The 16,083-nt window shown below is 70.4% G+C and carries 14 protein-coding genes; 9 read left to right on the top strand and 5 right to left on the bottom strand.

From position 1 onward, the window contains the following. Positions 1–772: 772 nt before the first annotated feature. Positions 773–2,038: a nucleoside hydrolase gene (locus H0524_RS08405; protein WP_180198437.1), complete on the top strand. Its 1,266-nt coding sequence runs from the start codon at positions 773–775 to the stop codon at positions 2,036–2,038. A gap of 164 nt (positions 2,039–2,202) precedes the next feature. On the opposite strand, the gene H0524_RS08400 is transcribed toward H0524_RS08405, so the two are convergent. From H0524_RS08400 to H0524_RS08385, 4 genes are all read right to left on the bottom strand, one after another. After that, positions 2,203–3,180 carry a tyrosine recombinase XerC gene (locus tag H0524_RS08400; protein WP_180198149.1) on the bottom strand — a complete coding sequence of 326 codons (978 nt, stop codon included), beginning with the start codon at positions 3,178–3,180 and terminating at the stop codon, positions 2,203–2,205. 152 nt (positions 3,181–3,332) lie between these two features. Then, on the bottom strand, positions 3,333–4,619 hold the full coding sequence (locus tag H0524_RS08395; RefSeq protein ID WP_180198148.1) for a DNA-processing protein DprA: 1,287 nt from the start codon (positions 4,617–4,619) through the stop codon (positions 3,333–3,335). 19 nt (positions 4,620–4,638) lie between these two features. Next, entirely contained in the window at positions 4,639–6,159 is a 1,521-nt protein-coding gene (locus H0524_RS08390; protein ID WP_180198147.1) for a YifB family Mg chelatase-like AAA ATPase, read from the bottom strand. A gap of 15 nt (positions 6,160–6,174) precedes the next feature. Next, positions 6,175–6,531, bottom strand: a complete 357-nt coding sequence (locus H0524_RS08385; protein ID WP_018725974.1) for a YraN family protein — start codon at positions 6,529–6,531, stop codon at positions 6,175–6,177. 269 nt (positions 6,532–6,800) lie between these two features. Here H0524_RS08385 and H0524_RS08380 point away from each other — a divergent pair, with 269 nt between their 5' ends. The 8 genes from H0524_RS08380 (at position 6,801) to H0524_RS08345 (ending at position 15,682) form a co-directional block, all read left to right on the top strand. Next, positions 6,801–7,727 carry a hypothetical protein gene (locus H0524_RS08380; protein WP_180198146.1) on the top strand — a complete coding sequence of 309 codons (927 nt, stop codon included), beginning with the start codon at positions 6,801–6,803 and terminating at the stop codon, positions 7,725–7,727. A gap of 308 nt (positions 7,728–8,035) precedes the next feature. After that, positions 8,036–8,965 (top strand): 30S ribosomal protein S2, encoded by a 930-nt coding sequence (rpsB, locus tag H0524_RS08375; protein ID WP_180198145.1) that lies wholly within the window; start codon positions 8,036–8,038, stop codon positions 8,963–8,965. 95 nt (positions 8,966–9,060) lie between these two features. Next, entirely contained in the window at positions 9,061–9,888 is an 828-nt protein-coding gene (gene tsf, locus H0524_RS08370; RefSeq protein WP_180198144.1) for a translation elongation factor Ts, read from the top strand. Between the two features lie 152 nt (positions 9,889–10,040). After that, positions 10,041–10,808, top strand: coding sequence for a UMP kinase (gene pyrH / locus H0524_RS08365; RefSeq protein WP_033660626.1), 768 nt, complete (start codon positions 10,041–10,043; stop codon positions 10,806–10,808). A 68-nt stretch (positions 10,809–10,876) separates the two neighbouring features. Next, complete coding sequence (frr, locus tag H0524_RS08360; protein ID WP_018722111.1) at positions 10,877–11,434, top strand: ribosome recycling factor; 558 nt, start codon at positions 10,877–10,879, stop codon at positions 11,432–11,434. Positions 11,435–11,842: 408 nt separating this feature from the next. After that, positions 11,843–13,078: a phosphatidate cytidylyltransferase gene (locus tag H0524_RS08355; RefSeq protein ID WP_180198143.1), complete on the top strand. Its 1,236-nt coding sequence runs from the start codon at positions 11,843–11,845 to the stop codon at positions 13,076–13,078. A 128-nt stretch (positions 13,079–13,206) separates the two neighbouring features. Further along, positions 13,207–14,325, top strand: coding sequence for a 23S rRNA (adenine(2503)-C(2))-methyltransferase RlmN (rlmN, locus tag H0524_RS08350; protein ID WP_180198142.1), 1,119 nt, complete (start codon positions 13,207–13,209; stop codon positions 14,323–14,325). Positions 14,326–14,380: 55 nt separating this feature from the next. Continuing rightward, positions 14,381–15,682: a DivIVA domain-containing protein gene (locus tag H0524_RS08345; protein WP_180198141.1), complete on the top strand. Its 1,302-nt coding sequence runs from the start codon at positions 14,381–14,383 to the stop codon at positions 15,680–15,682. Positions 15,683–15,774: 92 nt separating this feature from the next. Here the strand turns inward: H0524_RS08345 and H0524_RS08340 are convergent, their stop codons facing one another. Beyond that, positions 15,775–16,041, bottom strand: a complete 267-nt coding sequence (locus H0524_RS08340) for a DUF2631 domain-containing protein (protein WP_026185340.1) — start codon at positions 16,039–16,041, stop codon at positions 15,775–15,777. Positions 16,042–16,083: the final 42 nt, after the last annotated feature.

Below are 16,083 nucleotides of genomic sequence, written 5' to 3'. Positions count from 1 at the left end.
GACCATCATGCATCCACCGGCCAGTCAGGCCGCGTGACTACACCTGTCATCTGCCGTTGCAGCAGACCCGATCGCGGTGTCGCAGCTGTTCGTCGGCCTCCTGAGCTCCGTTCGGCTGGGTGCGAGGTGTTCGATGGCTACGTGTCCCGCTGCCGGCAGCGCCGGCCAACTCGCCGAACTGACCGCTATAAAGCCCGTCCTGGTGTTGGTCATACATACCGCCCGACTCCAGCTATGTCAGATTTGGCTGGATAGTACCCAGATTTTACCCGATCCGGTCAAAACTGAGATAAATCCAGATTACTCCCGAAGTGTTCGATAACGTCACAACCGACGGTGATCGTGAACAAACCTTGCATGGGCTGTTGCATCTGGCTCGGGGCTCGTCCGGGTGGGCGCTGCCGGTTGGCTTGGTGCCGGCGGAGGTTCGAGTCCGCTGCGCCGGCCGGAAGCAAGGGGGTTCCGGCCGGCGCAAGATATCTACACCCAGGAAGTGATGCTGATGTGGAAAATGGTACGTCCGACGAAAAGGCGCGCGTCCACGATCGCTGCCGGGGCCCTTGCCTGCACCGTGGCTGTCGGTGTCGCAGGCAGTATGCCGCACGCGCTCGCGGATCCCACGTCGCCGTTAGCGCCGGAGAGCTCCCCGACAGTGCAGAATGATGGTCGGGCTGCCCCCGATCGTAGCGGTTATGTTCCGTCGGTTCCCCCTTCCGTGGAGCCTCAGCATCGGGGCGATCGGCAACGTGAGCCAGTGCTCTTTTCTACCGATATGTCAATGGGGCTGACCACGGGTTCCCGTAATGGTATGTCCACCTCGGCTCCGGATATTGACGACTCGTACGCGCTCGCCCTTGCGTTGGCTCACGGGGTTGATGTGCGGGGGGTTGTGGTGACCATGGGTAACTCGATGGCCCAGCCCACTGTGGTCACCGCCCAGGCGACGGTTGACGCACTCGGTGCGGATATACCCGTGGTGCAGGGGGCGGAGGTCTGGTTGCCGGTCGAGGCCCAACAGACCACCGGTGGCGCGGATCTGACCAGTACCTGTGTCAACGATGGCGTCCGGTTCATGGCCGACCAGCTGCGGGAGACCGGCGGGCTGACGATCCTGGCGATCGGTCCGTTGACCGACGTGGCATGCCTGACCATGAACTTTCCGGAAGAGGCCTCCCTCATTTCCCGGATCGTCGCCCTCGTCGGCAGTAAGCCGACGACAGTGTTCGAGATTTTCGGCACCCCGCTGGTTGACTTCAACTACATCATGGACCCGCGTGCCGAGCAGATTATCCTAGACGAAACGAACATCCCTTTCACGGCCATTACCTTTGACCTCTCCTCGCTGGCGCCGATCCCGATCCCGGAGTTGGAGCGGCTGGCCATCAGTACGGACCCGCTCGCGCGTTTCTACGGCGAGTCGTCGATGCCGCGCCTGGAGTTGCTGAAGGAGATAGACTTCGGCCCCGCGTACCCGATTTTTGACGCCGCCGCCGTATGGCATCTGATTCGGCCGCAGGATCAGGTGTGTCAGCAGGCGGGTTATCGACTGAAGACCGGATCGCCCGCGACAGCGGAGGCCGGAGAAACAGATATCTACGACTGGTTCTCGCCTGAGATCACCGAAACCCGGCAGGTCACCTCGTGCACGGGTTTCACGAGTAGGGAGGCGGCAGGCCGCTACCAGCATGCGATTCTTCAGGCCGTCGGCGGAGTGGGGTGGACCGACCGGGATGTCCTTCTGAACGAGGAGGGGCCGCTGCGGACCGACGAGTGGTCCGCAGCGACCACCGGACCGCTGTGGACCGACGAGTGGGCCGTGCCGAACGACACCGGACCGCTGTGGACCGAAGACTGGGCTGCGCCGACCGGCAACGGGCCGCTGGGGGCCGACGAGTGGGCTGGACCGACCGACCACGGGCCGCTGTGGACCGAAGACTGGTCGCTCCCGACCGAGGAGGGGCTCCTACGGACTGAGGAGTGGGCACCTCCCACCGAGGAGGGCACCACCTGGAATGAGGGGGGTGTTGTACCGCAGTAGCGGGAACCTGCCAAGCACGGGCTACGTCCCCACGCCGAGCGGCTGGGTACGTAGCCCGTTCGCGTCAGTGGTTGGTGGCTGTGACGGCGGGGGCGTCGTGGCGGGTGTCCGCCCTGGCGCACCTTGCAGGATCGGCGTGCGAACACCGCGGCGGGCCCGCCAGCTCATGCCCGGGGGTGGGCCTGCCGGTATGCGGACCGCAGCCGCTCGACCGACACGTGGGTGTAGATCTGGGTACTGGCCAGGGAGGAGTGCCCGAGGAGTTCCTGCACCGCCCGCAGGTCAGCGCCCCCCTCCAACAGGTGGGTCGCCGCCGCGTGCCGCAGCCCGTGCGGGCTGGTCCGGGGTAGGCCCGCGGCGGTCGCGTACCGGCCGACGATCCCCCGCGCGGTGGTCGGGTTGAGCCGGCCGCCCCGCGCCCCGAGCAGCAGTGCGTTCGCCGACCGAGCGCCGACCAGCCGGGGGCGGCCGTCGCGTAGCCACGCGTCGAGCGCCCGTTGCGCCGGGACTCCGTAGGGCACGCTGCGTTCCCGGCCCCCTTTGCCGAACACCCGGAGCACCCGCCGGCCCGGGTCCACGTCCGCGACGTTGAGCCCGCACGCCTCACTGACCCGGACCCCGGTCGCGTACAGCAGCTCCAGCAGCAGTTGGTCTCGCAGCCGGACCGGGTCGGCGGCTTCCGGCTGGACGTCGTCGGTCGGCTGCGCCTGGGGTGCCGCGTGCGCCGCCTCCAACAGGGCGGCGGCCTGATCAACCGGGAGTACGGCGGGTAGCTCCCGGTGGGCGCGGGGACTGGCCAGGCCGGCGGCGACGTCGGTCGGTAGCCGGCCGTCGCGGTGCGCCCAGACGCTGAAGGTGCGGGCCGCGGCGGCCCGCCGGGCCAGTGTGGACCGGGCGACTCCCGTCGTGCGCTGCCGGGCCAACCAGCTGCGGATCTGTGCCAGCGTGAGGTCAGCGGGGGTCTGGGCTCCCGCCCGTACGGCGTGGTCGAGCAGACTGATGACATCGGCCACGTATGCCCGGACGGTGTGGGCGGAGCGGTTCTGGACCTGGGCCAGCTGGGCCGCGAAGTCGTCTGCCGCCTCGCGTAGCGGCGCGGGGAGCGCCGCGTGCCGGGCCCGGGTCGCTTCGCCTCGCTTCACTGCCTGACCTCGCTTCACTGCCTGGCCTCGGGTCAGCTGGTGAGCCGGCCCGGCGCACCGATGGTGAGCTGCTTGTCGGCGCACCCGATCAGCCTACGGGCGCCTCGCGGGCTTCCGCGGTCCCGACGGCTCCTGAGATCTCGACGGGGCTCTTATGGCCCCGACGGCTCCGGCGGCGTCAACGGGGGCGAGAGCGCGTACCCGTCGCCGCGTCGGCTGACCAGGCCCAGTTCCTCAAGGAGGGCCAGCTTGCGTAGCGCTGTCCGGGCCCCGACGCCGGACCGGCCGGCGATGTCGTCAACTCCGCGTACGCCTCGCCGGGGCAGCGCCTCCAACACCATCGCGGACTCGTCGTCGAGTTGGTCTTGGACCCGCACGGGACCCCGGACCTGCGGTGCCAGGTCCCCACCGATGCGACCCACCTCCTCGAGCACCTGCGCGGGGGAGACGACCAGGCGGGCTTCCGGGTACTGCCGGAGCAGCTCGTGTGCCCCGACGGACATGGTGGAGGTGACCGGGCCGGGCACCACCATCGCCGGCCGGGCGATCGCCAGGGCCCGGTGCATCGTCTGGGTCGCTCCGCTGCGGGCGGCGGCCTCGACCAGCACGCTGCCCCGGGTCGCCGCGGCGATCACCCGGTTGCGGATCAGGAACCGGGGCCGCAGCGGATCCGCCCCTGGTATCCACTCGCTGACCAGCAGTCCGGTGTCGGCGATCCGCTCGAAGAGGGCGGCATTGCCCACCGGGTACGGCCGGTCCAGGCCGCAGGCGAGTACGGAGACGGTCAACCCACCGGCGGTCAGTGCTCCCCGGTGCGCGGCGGCGTCGATGCCGAACGCCCCGCCCGAGACGACCGTCCAACCCCGCTCGGCCAGTCCGTACGCCAGCTCGGTGCCCACGTGGATGCCGTAGCCGGTCGCGGCCCGGGCGCCCACCAGCGCCACCGACCGGTCCAGCGTCTCGGCCAGGGAGTGCCCACCCCGCACCCAGAAGCAGAGCGGTGGGGCGGTCTCCCGGTCGACCCGGCGGGTCGAACCCGCCAGGACGAGGCGGTGTAGGTCGTCAACGGGCAGTGGCCACTCGGCATCGACCGGCGTCACCAGCCGGGCGCCGAGGCGGTCGGCGCGCTCCATCGCCTCCGTGGCTACTGCCAGCGGGTCTCCGGCCGAGAGCCGGGCTGCCACGGTCTGCCGCAGGGCCTCCTCGGGGGCGCCGCCCTCCCGCAGCAGGGTCAGCGTGCCAGCCGCGCCGTGCTGCTGGACCAACCTGAAGACGGACCGGTTACCCGGCTCCGCGATCCAGGTCAGCGCCACCCGGGCGAGGCGGTCGGCGTCGAGTGCCGCCGCCGCTCGCGGGTCACTCGTCGGGTGCCTCATCCCGGCCCGTACCGGATTTCCCGCTGGCCCGAAGCCGGCGCCGGCCTCTCCCCGGGCGGTCACAGTGCCTCTCCCCAGGTGGTCACAGTGCCTCCCCGGTGCGCAGGCCGATCGCCTCTCGGACGTCTTCGGCGTCGGGGCGCTGCCGACCGTCGAGGTCGGCGATCGTCCACGCCAACCGGAGGACCCGGTCGAAGCCCCGGGCCGAGAGCGATCCCCGGTCGAGCCGGGCACGTAGCTCCCGGATGACCGGGCCGGGCAGGCACCAGGGTGGCCGCCGCAGCACCGGGCCGGGTAGGTCGGCGTTACTTTGCTGGCCGAGGCGGGACCAGCGTTCGCGGGCCGCCGCACGGGCCGTCGCGACCCGGCCGGCCACCGCGCTGGAGGGCTCGCCGCCCGAGCTCACCTGCACCAGCTCGGCGGCGCGTACCGGCCGCACGGTCACCTGGATGTCGACCCGGTCGAGGAGCGGGCCGGAGAGGCGGCCGAGGTAGCGGCGGCGGGCGAGCGGGGTGCAGTCGCAGGAGACGTCGCCCGCTGGTTTGGCGCAGGGGCAGGGATTGGCGGCCAGGACCAGCTGGACCTGGGCCGGGTATTCGGCGGTGCCGCGGGAGCGGGCCAACCGGACCCGGCCGTGCTCGAGCGGCTGCCGGAGGGCGTCCAGAGCGCGCCGCTGGAACTCGGGAGCTTCATCTAGCAGCAGCACCCCCCGGTGGGCCAGGGATACCGCGCCGGGGCGGGCGAGGCCGGAGCCACCACCGACCAACGCCGAAACGGTGGCAGTGTGGTGCGGCGCCTGGAACGGTGGTCGTCGGATCAACTGCCCACCGCAGGGCAGCAGGCCGGCAATCGAGTGCAGCGAGGTCACCTCCATCGCGGCGTCGTCGGGCAGTTCGGGTAGGACCGACGGGAGCCGTTCGGCGAGCATGCTCTTGCCAGCGCCCGGTGGGCCGAGCAGGGCGAGGTGGTGTCCGCCGGCGGCGGCGATCTCCAGGGCCCGCCGGCCCAGGCTCTGGCCGGCGATGTCGGCCAGGTCGAGGGTGGGGGTGGGGTCCGCCGGGGTGACCGGGGGCGGCTGCGGCAGCGGGGCGCCGTCGGTGAGGAAGGCGGCCAACTGGCGGAGGCTGCGGACGGCATGGACCTGGATGCCGGGGATCATGCCCGCCTCGGTGGCGTTGTCGAGGGGAACGACCACCCGGTGGTGCCCGGCGCGGGCAGCCGCGGCGACCATGGGTAGGGCACCGCGGACGGGGCGGACGGTGCCGTCCAGGCCCAACTCGCCGAGGAGCACCATCTGATCCAGGGGGGCCAGGGGTAGTTCCCCGGCGCTGCCCAGCACCGCTACCGCGATCGCGAGGTCGAGGCTGGAGCCGTGTTTGGGCAGGGTGGCGGGGAGCAGGTTGATGGTGATCCGGCGGTTGGGCCAGGTCCGACCGGAGTTGACCACAGCGGCGCGGACGCGGTCGCGCGCCTCGTGTAGGGCGGTGTCCGGTAGGCCGGTGATCGCCACGGTGGGCAGGCCGGGAGCGAGGTCGGCTTCGACCTGCAGCACATGCCCGGTAACGCCGACCAGGCCGACGCAGCGGACCCGGGCGTAGCTCATCGGTGTGCTCTCATGTCAGAACGCACCTTTCAGGTGCTCGATATGAGGCGGGCCACCGGTGAGGCGGATGGAGAGCACGTCGAAGCGGACCTCGTCGGCCCGGGTGCCGGTCTCGGCGAGCCAGCGGGCGGCGAGGAGGCGTAGCCGGCGGGCCTTGGTGCCGGTTACGGCTGCGGTGGGGGTGCCGAAGGTGTCGGTGCGCCGGGTCTTGACCTCGCAGATGGCGAGGACCGGGCCGTCCCAGGCGATGATGTCGATCTCGCCGTGCGGGCAGCGCCAGTTGCGGGCCACCGGCCGTAGCCCCGCCGTGATCAGGTGTCGGAGGGCGCAGCGTTCCCCGTATGCGCCCACCGACTGGTTGTGTCTGCTCATACCCGGCACGGTGCCGGGGCCGGCTCCGGGGCGTGGTTCGGGCGGTGCGGGCCTGTGGACGACGAGCCCACCGGTGGACGAACGGACGATCAAGCTCTCACCGTGCTAAGGACACCGCCTTCGGCAGCGCGATCGTGGCCCACCACCGACGATCGTTGGCCTACCACCGGCGTGATGGCGGACCGGAGCACCTCGTTGAGTACGGAGAGTGATGTCCGGATAACCGAGGTTGGTGGGTTGGTGCAGGCCGAGGGCGGACTGCCCGGCGAATGGCGTCCGCGCAGTCGGTCGCATACGGTGCCGACGTGGACGGACGACGGAGTTTCACTGAAGATCAGGAGTCGCGTTGGTACCCCGGTGACCGGGAGCGGGGTTATGGGGAGCCGACATGGCGGGGGGAGAGTCACTACGGCGAGGAGGATCTCCGGGGCCCCGAGCAGGGTGGTGGGGGCCACCGGTACGACGGTTTTGGCGATGGGCGGGGCGGGCTCGTTAAACCGGAGGACTCCGGTGCATTTCGGATCAGCGAGGACGACTCCGGGCGTTTCAGCGCCACGGGTGCGTACGGCGACGCTCGGTCCGAGACCGAGGGCTATCGGGCCCGGTGGGCCGAGACTGACCCGGAGCGTACCGGTGATTCCACCGCTGACCGGCCGGGGCGGCGCTCACGGGAGGCACGTGACCAACTCTCGGCCTCCAGCGCGGACGTGTTCGGTGCGGCCGACTCGGCCGCGGAGCCGGGGCGGCCGAGCGCGTTGGGCGGGTATCCGATCGTGGAGCCGAACCGCCCCGCCGAGGAGGCGGTGAACCCGTTGGAACTGCCGACCGGAGCGATGCCGCCGGTCGGGCCACGTGGTGATCTTTCGTCGGCGGCGACGCCGGCGCCCCCGGCGAGCGACGGTGTCTATCGGACGCGGCGCCCGGCGTTGGCGGTGATCTTCGCCGTCCTGGTGCTGGCCTTCGAGGTGCCGGCACTGCTGGTGCTGCTGGACGGGCTGACCGGGGGGCTGACGGCGGCGAACGTGCTGGCCGGGATGTTCCTCGTCAGCGGGGTGCCGATCTTCGCCGTTGGCCTGTACGGGCTGCGTGCCGGTGGGTTGTCGTTGCCGGATGGTCGCGGCTGGCTGCGCCCGCCGACGGCCTATCTCACCGCCGGCCTGGTGCTTCTCGTGGCGGCGGCGCTCGCGGTCGGCTGATCTGCCGGTCGGGGCTGGCCAACCCTGGTCTGGCGGTCGGCCAACTCCGGTCCGGCGGCTGTTGGGGCCCACGACAATCCCGGTGTTGCGGCTCTTGCTCCCGAACGCGGGGTTGGTGGGAGGTGGCGTACACTGGTCGACTGGCGACCGCCTTGCGCGGTCGACCTCGCGCGCCCTCCCCGCGGCTTGCCGTGGGGCGGCGGCTCCCTGGTCCCGACCGCTGGGTCGGGCCCACCACGGCCGACGACCGGGCGCCAGGCCGCCCAGCCGCCGGCCGGGCGGAACAACCAGGGACGCAAGGAGTAACCATGGCCGTCGTGACCATGCGCCAGCTGCTCGAGAGTGGTGTCCACTTCGGGCACCAGACCCGGCGCTGGAACCCGAAGATGAAGCGCTTCATCTTCACCGAGCGCAACGGTATCTACATCATCGACCTGCGCCAGACCCTCGACTACATCGAGAAGGCGTACGAGTTCGTGCGCGGGACGGTCGCCGAGGGGGGCAGCATCCTCTTCGTCGGGACCAAGAAGCAGGCGCAGGAGGCGATCGCCGAGCAGGCGACCCGGGTCGGTCAGCCGTTCGTCAACCACCGCTGGCTCGGTGGCATGTTGACCAACTTCCAGACGGTGTACAAGCGGCTCCAGCGGATGAAGGAGCTGGAGGCCCTCGGTGACCTGAGCGGCACCGCCGCCGGCTACACCAAGAAGGAGACGCTGCAGCTCAACCGGGAGAAGGGGAAGCTGTCGCGTACCCTCGGGGGGCTGCGGGACATGCAGAAGCTCCCGGCCGCGATCTGGGTGGTCGACACGAAGAAGGAGCACATCGCCGTTGACGAGGCACGCAAGCTGGGCATTCCGGTCATCGCGGTGCTCGACACCAACTGTGACCCGGACGAGGTTGACTACCCGATTCCGGGTAACGACGACGCGATCCGCTCGGCGGAGCTGCTGACCAAGGTTGTGGCCGCTGCCGTCGCCGATGGCCTGATCGCCCGTTCCGGCCGCCGTCGGGGCACCGACGAGAAGCCGGAGGCGGGGGTCGCCGCCGACGAGCCGCTGGCCGAGTGGGAGCGCGAGCTGCTCGAGGAGCCGAAGAAGGCTGACGAGCAGCCGGCGAAGGCCGAAGAGCAGCCGGTGAAGGCTGACGAGCAGCCGGTGAAGGCTGACGAGCAGCCGGCGAAGGCTGACGAGCAGCCGGCGAAGGCTGACGAGCAGCCGGCGGCAGCCGCCGCGGAGTGACCGCCCGCCCAGCCCCGGCCGTGCGGCCGGGGCTCCGGGTACATCGTCATCCAGACCGACCACCCACCCGCAGTCTCACCACTGAAGAGAGAGTCATGTCCAACTTCACCGCCGCGGATGTCAAGAAGCTCCGCGACCTCACCGGCGCCGGCATGATGGACAGCAAGAAGGCGTTGACCGAGGCCGAGGGCGACTTCGACAAGGCTGTCGAGGTTCTGCGCGTCAAGGGCGCCAAGGACGTCGGCAAGCGGGCCGGCCGGACCGCCGCCAACGGCTTGGTCGCGCACTCCGGCAACGCCCTGCTGGAGCTGAACTGCGAGACGGACTTCGTCGCCAAGACCGACAAGGTCGTCGCGCTGGCCCAGCAGCTGGTCGAGCACGGCGAGCGCACCGGCGTCAGCAACGCCGAGGAACTGCTGGCCAGCGAGATCGATGGCAAGGGCGTCGCCGAGCTGGTCCAGGAGCAGTCCGCCAAGATCGGCGAGAAGCTGGTGCTGAACCGGTTCGCGAAGCTGGACGGCACCGTCGCGGTCTACCTGCACCGTAAGGCGCAGGATCTGCCGCCGGCCGTCGGCGTGCTGGTGCAGTACACCGGCAAGACCGACGAGGCTGCGGACGCCGACGCGCGCGGTGTGGCGATGCAGATCGCCGCGATGCGCCCGCAGTACCTGAGCCGGGACGAGGTGCCGGCGGAGGTCGTCGAGTCCGAGCGGCGCATCGCCGAGCAGACCGCCCGGGAGGAGAACAAGCCCGAGGCGGCGCTGCCGAAGATCGTTGAGGGCCGGGTGAACTCCTTCTTCAAGGACTTCGTCCTGCTGGAGCAGGCGTCGGTCACCGACAACAAGAAGCCGGTGCGGCAGGTTCTGGCCGAGGCCGGTGTTGAGGTCACCCGCTTCGTTCGGTTCGAGGTCGGCCAGGCCTGAGCCGATCCCGAGCGCTTGCCGGCGCTCGGGACGGGAACATGGACGAGGAGGTCGCCGGTGTACGTGTCAAGCACCGCGGCCTCCTCGTCACATAGGGTCGGTGGCGGCAATTTGCGGCGTGTGCGGCGTACGCATGGTGAAGGGCGGGGAGGATGACACAGGTTGTGAGTGACCGGAGTCTGCTGGCGGAGGATCCGACGGCGCCACCTCCTGGCCGCGCGCGGCGGGTGGTGCTGAAGCTCTCCGGCGAGGTGTTCGGCGGTGGCGCGATCGGTGTCGATCCCGATGTTGTTCAGGCCATCGCCCAGCAGATCGCGACCGTGGTCCGGCGCGGTGTGCAGGTCTCGGTGGTGGTCGGTGGAGGCAACTTCTTCCGGGGCGCCGAGTTGCAGAAGCGGGGGATGGACCGGGCCCGGGCCGACTACATGGGCATGCTCGGTACGGTAATGAACTGCCTTGCCCTCCAGGATTTTCTGGAGAAGGAGGGCATTGAGACCCGGGTGCAGAGCGCCATCACGATGGCCCAGGTCGCCGAGTCCTACATTCCGCTGCGCGCCATCCGGCACCTCGAGAAGGGGCGAGTGGTGATCTTCGGGGCCGGTGCTGGCATGCCCTACTTCTCCACCGACACTGTCGCCGCGCAGCGTGCGTTGGAGATTCGGGCAGATGTGGTGCTGATGAGCAAGAACGGGGTGGACGGCGTCTACACGGCGGATCCGCGCGTCGACTCGACCGCCAGCAAGTTCGACTCGATCACCTTCTCCGAGGTGCTTCGTCGAAACCTGCGGGTCGCCGACGCCGCCGCGTTCAGCCTCTGCATGGAGAACGGCCTGCCGATGTTGGTCTTCGGCGCCCAGGGCGACGACACCATCACTCGGGCTGTGGGCGGCGACAAGATCGGTACCCTGATCACCACCTGAGCGGTTCGACCTCGACGGTCCTCCGACCTGACCAGCCACGACGAGCATAGAAGGAGGCGAGGAGAACGGTGATCGACGAAACCCTCCTCGAGGCCGAGGAGAAGATGGAGCGTGCCATCGAGCACGCCAAGGAGGAGTTCGGGGCGATCCGTACGGGCCGTGCCAACGCCGCCATGTTCTCCAAGATCATAATTGACTACTACGGCAGCCCGACCCCGCTGCCGCAGATGGCGTCGATCGGGGTGCCGGAGCCCCGTATGGTCATCATCAAGCCGTACGACACCTCGCAGACCAACGCGATGGAAAAGGCGATCCGCGACTCCGACCTCGGGGTAAACCCCAACAATGAGGGTAACCAGCTGCGCATTCTGCTCCCGCAGATGACCGAGGAGCGCCGCCGCGAGATGATCAAGGTGGCTCGGCACAAGGGGGAGGAGGCCAAGGTGGCGGTCCGCAACATCCGCCGCAAGGCCAAGGAGGAGCTGGACCGGCTGGTCAAGGCCGGTGAGGTCGGTGAGGACGACGGGCGCCGTGCCGAGAAGGAGCTGGACGATCTGACTCAGCGCTTCGTCGGCACCGTGGACGAGCTGATCAAGCACAAGGAAGCCGAGCTGCTCGAGGTCTGACCTCGCTGCCCGACTGCTGACGCGGCACCGGCGACCACGCCCTTTCGGGGCCGCCGGTGCCGCCTTTCTGCCGCGGCTCGTTGCCGCACCGGCCGCACCGGCCGCACCGGCCGCACCGGCCGCACCGGCGCGTACCGGCCGCACCGGCGCGTACCGGCCGCACCGGCGCGTACCGGCCGTCCTGGCGGTGCTGGTCGTCCTGGCGGTGCTGGTCGGGCCGGCGGAGGCGGTTTCGGATGCCGGGGTAGCGGGTGCAGTAGGCTCGGCTCGATTCTCGGGCACCCGGCGGTGAATGGCGGGGATCGACTGGCCGATCCGTCGGTCAACCAGAGGGAACATCATTCGGGTAGGGGACATGGTTGTGGTTGTGCGTCTGGTCGTCGGTTTCGTCTTCCCTCCAGGTGCGTGATGTCCCCCGTTGACCCGCACCGCAGCGCCGAACCGCACGGCTGGGAACGGCCCGCCGAATCGCGTGGCGTTCCGCAGGCGGATTCCGGTGCGGTACCCCGCGACGTCGGTGCAACGGTTCGGCATTGGGAAACCCCTGGTTCCGACCATGGCGATCCCGGCCAGCGTGGCCGGTCGCCAGCGGAGTCGATGGGTGGGCCTGGCCGAATCCCGGGTAACGGCCACCAAGCCCCCGCCGACGACCGGGACTACCCGACCGCGCGACAGAACCCGGTCCCGGACGCCCCGGTCGGGTCCGAGCATCCGACAGCCCAGCTTCAGCCGGTCCGGGACGACGATCCGGCCACGCAGCCGCGACCGCGGGGGCGGCGTCGGGCGGGACGGCGTCGTACCTCCGGCGCCGCTGCCCGCCCGCGGTCGGCCGGCAAGGCCGGCCGTAACCTGCCGGCGGCCATCGGCGTTGGGGTTGGCCTTGGTGCCCTCATCCTCGTGCCTCTCTTTCTCTACCCGTTCGCCTTCGTGGTGGTCGTCGCGGGGGCGCTGGTGGTCGGTTGTTGGGAGATGACCCGGGCGGTCGGTCGCGCGGGCGTCCACCCGCCGCTGGTCCCGCTGGCCGCGGGCAGTGTGCTGGTGTCCGGGCTGGCCTGGTTCGCCGGGCCCGATGCGTTGACCCTCGGTGTGGCCGTCACGGTGCTCGGTGCCCTGGTGTGGCGACTGGGCGACGGGCTGGCCGGATACCGTCGGGACGCCCTCGCGGCCACCCTGATCGCTGTCTACGTACCGTTCCTCGGTGGGTTCGCCGCGTTACTGGCGGCGCCGGAGGACGGGGCGCTGCGGGTGTTGGTGACACTGGCAGCGGTGGTGCTCTCCGACACCGGGGGGTACGCGGCCGGAGCGAACTTCGGTCGGCATCCGATGGCTCCGACGATCAGCCCGAAGAAGTCCTGGGAGGGGCTGGCGGGTTCGCTCAGCGCGGCGGCCCTCGGCGGCGCCCTGTTGATCTGGCTGCTCTTCGATGTAGCGCCCTGGTGGGGGGCGCTCTTCGGAGTTGCTGTCTCCGCCGCGGCCGTCCTGGGCGATCTGGCCGAGTCCATGATCAAACGAGACCTCGGGGTGAAGGACATGAGCAACCTGCTGCCGGGGCATGGGGGCCTGATGGACCGGCTCGACTCGGTTCTCTTCGCCCTCCCGACGGCGTACCTGCTGCTTGCGCTCTTCGTTCCGGTGACGGGCTGAGGCGTGGGTTACCCGGTGCCCACCGCCGGGCACGCCCCGCCTCCACCACCGTTGCCGGCGGGTCCGGTGCGAGGCCGGCGGATCCGCAACGGCGTGGTCCGGGCCGGGCGTGACAGACTGGGTGGGTCATGACGAACCTGCCCTTGACCCCGGTCAACCCCGACGCCCCCGCCCGCCGCGCGGCGATGCCCCCGCGGCATCTCGCCGACTTCGATCTCGCCGGCCGCCAGGCTCTGGCCGAGGAACTGGGCGAGCCGGGGTTCCGGGCCCGGCAGGTGTCGACTCACTACTTCGGCCGCCTGGTCCGCGATCCGGAGCAGATGACGGATCTGCCGTCGGCGACCCGGGAGAAGCTGGCCGGCCAGTTGCTGCCCACGCTGTTGACACCGGTGCGGGAACTGGCGTGTGACGACGGTGCGACCCACAAGGCGCTCTGGCGGCTGCATGACGGCTCGCTGGTCGAGAGTGTGCTGATGGGCTATCCGGACCGGGTGACGGTCTGTCTCTCCAGCCAGGCGGGGTGCGGGATGGCCTGCCCCTTCTGCGCGACCGGCCAGGCGGGCCTGACCCGCAACCTCTCCACCGCTGAGATCGTCGACCAGGCGGTCTACCTGGCCGGTGTGGCCGCCTCTGGCGCCGTCGCCGGGTCCCCACCGCGGCTGTCTCGCGTGGTGTTCATGGGGATGGGGGAGCCGTTGGCCAACTACAACCGGGTGGTGGCGGCGATTCGCCGGCTGGTGGCGCCCGCGCCAGAGGGGCTGGGGCTGTCCCAGCGGCACATCACCGTTTCCACGGTGGGTCTGGTCCCGGCTATCCGTCGACTGGCCAGCGAAGACCTCTCCGTGACCCTTGCGTTGTCGCTGCACGCGCCCGATGATGAGCTGCGCGACGAACTCGTGCCCGTGAACCAGCGCTGGAAGGTGTCCGAGGTGCTGGAGGCGGCCTGGGAGTACGCGGCCCACACGAGACGTCGCGTGTCGATCGAATACGCAATGATCAAGGACGTGAACGACCAGCCGTGGCGAGCCGACCTGCTGGGGCGGCTGCTGGCCGGCCGGTTGGCCCATGTGAACCTGATCCCGCTCAACCCCACTCCGGGTAGCCGCTGGGATGCGAGCCCGAAGCCGGTTGAGCGGGAGTTCGTCCGGCGGTTGCGCGCCGCCGGGGTCTCCACGACAGTGCGGGACACCCGGGGGCGTGAGATCGACGGAGCGTGTGGTCAGCTCGCCGCGGCCGAGGGGCAATGAGAGCGTGGGGGCCGGGGAGAGCGACCCGGCGGAGCGAACGAGACCAGGAGACATAGTGGCGAGTCAGGGTCAGCGTTTCCGGCGTAAGTCGCTGCGCCGGGGATACAAGGTTGACGAGGTGGACGCCTTCCTCGACCGGGTCGAGGCTACGCTGGAGGGGCAGCCGGTGGGCGCGCCCGTGTCCGCGCAGGAGGTCCACGACGTCGTCTTCCGGGTCCGATTCAACGGCTATGACGAGTGGCAGGTCGATCTTCACCTCGACCGGGTGGAACGGCAGCTCGCCGACGTGGAGGAACAGGGCGGCCGCCCGGCTCCGGCCGCTGACCCCCACCTGCCCGAGCGTCCAGCGGATCGGATGGGTCCGCCCGATCGGATGGGCCCGCCGGAACAGTTCGGCCCGCCGGGGCGGATGGGTCCAGCGGATCGGATGGGTCCGCCGGAACAGTTCGGCCCGCCCGATCGGATGGGCCCGCCGGAACAGTTCGGCCCGCCGGGGCGGATGGGTCCACCCGACGAGCGGGGCATCGCCCCGGAGCAGCAGCCGATGCCGCCCCGGTTCGTGCCGGCGCCACCCGGTACTCCGTACAGCCGGTACGACGACACCACCGGGTCCTTCTCCGGTGGCCACGATGCCCCCCGCGGCGGGTATGAACCGCCACGCGGCCCGGCCGCCCCGCACGGTCCCGGTGGCCCGCACGGTCCCGGTGGCCCGCACGGTCCCGGTGGCCCGCACGGTCCCGGTGGCCCGCACGGTCCCGGTGGCCCGCCGCGGGGCCCAGCTACCGGTGGCTACGGCCCCGACGAGCCGCGGTTTGACGGATTCGAGGCCGGCCGACACGGGCGTGCCGATATGACCACCGAGATGCGAATGCCGGAGCGCGGGCGAGAGATGGGTGGTTTGCCGGCGCCGCAGCCCGGCTTCGCCGGCTCACCGGAGGTCTCCGGGCCGCCGATGGCGCCTCCGCCCAGGGGGGTTGATCCATCAAGGGGAGGGCCACCGATGGCGGGGCCACCTGCGGCTGGGCCGCCTGTGCCGGGGCCGCCTGTGCCGGGGCCGCCGATGGCGGGGCCGCCTCTGGGTGGGCCGCCGATGGCTGGGCCGCCGGGCAGCGACCTCTACCGGGTTGACCAGATTCGCCGTAGTTTCCAGGTTCGCCGCTTCGGCAGCGGGTACGACCCGGACCAGGTCGACCGTTTCTTCGAGAGCCTGCTCGGTGGAATGCAGGGGCGGAATCCGATGCCGGTGAACCCACACGACCTGGGTACGCTCCGCTTCGGCCTGGTACAGGGCGGCTACTTCGAGGAGGAAGTTGACGCCGCCCTGAAGAATGTGCAGGACGTTCTGCTCGGTCGTTGACTCCGGACAACGCCGGGTTGACCCGGAACAACACTGTGGCCCGCTCCCTGACTCCGGGGAGCGGGCCACAGTGTTGTGGCTGAGGGTGCGCGCTACGGGCGAAGCCCGTTGCGCCGGAGCACGATGTCGCCGACGACGATGGCCAGCAACAGAACGGCGAGGCCGATCAGCCAGAGGTCCTCGATCCTGCCCTCGTGGTTACCGCAGATCATTGCCAGCAGCGACAGCGCAACAACCACCGCGCCGATCCGGCCGGACCTGCGGTGCCCGGGCTTGTGTTGGTCCGGAGACGTAACCGGCTCGCTTCCTGCCACTGTCGGTCCTTCCCTCGTGATCTGATCCGCGGTCAAGTCTGGCACGCCTGGTACCGGCCCCGGCGCTGGGTCCGACCATCTCCCGGG

This window comes from Salinispora sp. H7-4 (genome assembly GCF_013416675.1).
GTDB lineage: Bacteria > Actinomycetota > Actinomycetes > Mycobacteriales > Micromonosporaceae > Micromonospora > Micromonospora vitiensis.
The sequence above is the reverse complement of the archived record's forward strand: the minus strand, read 5'-3'. Positions and strand labels throughout refer to the sequence as shown.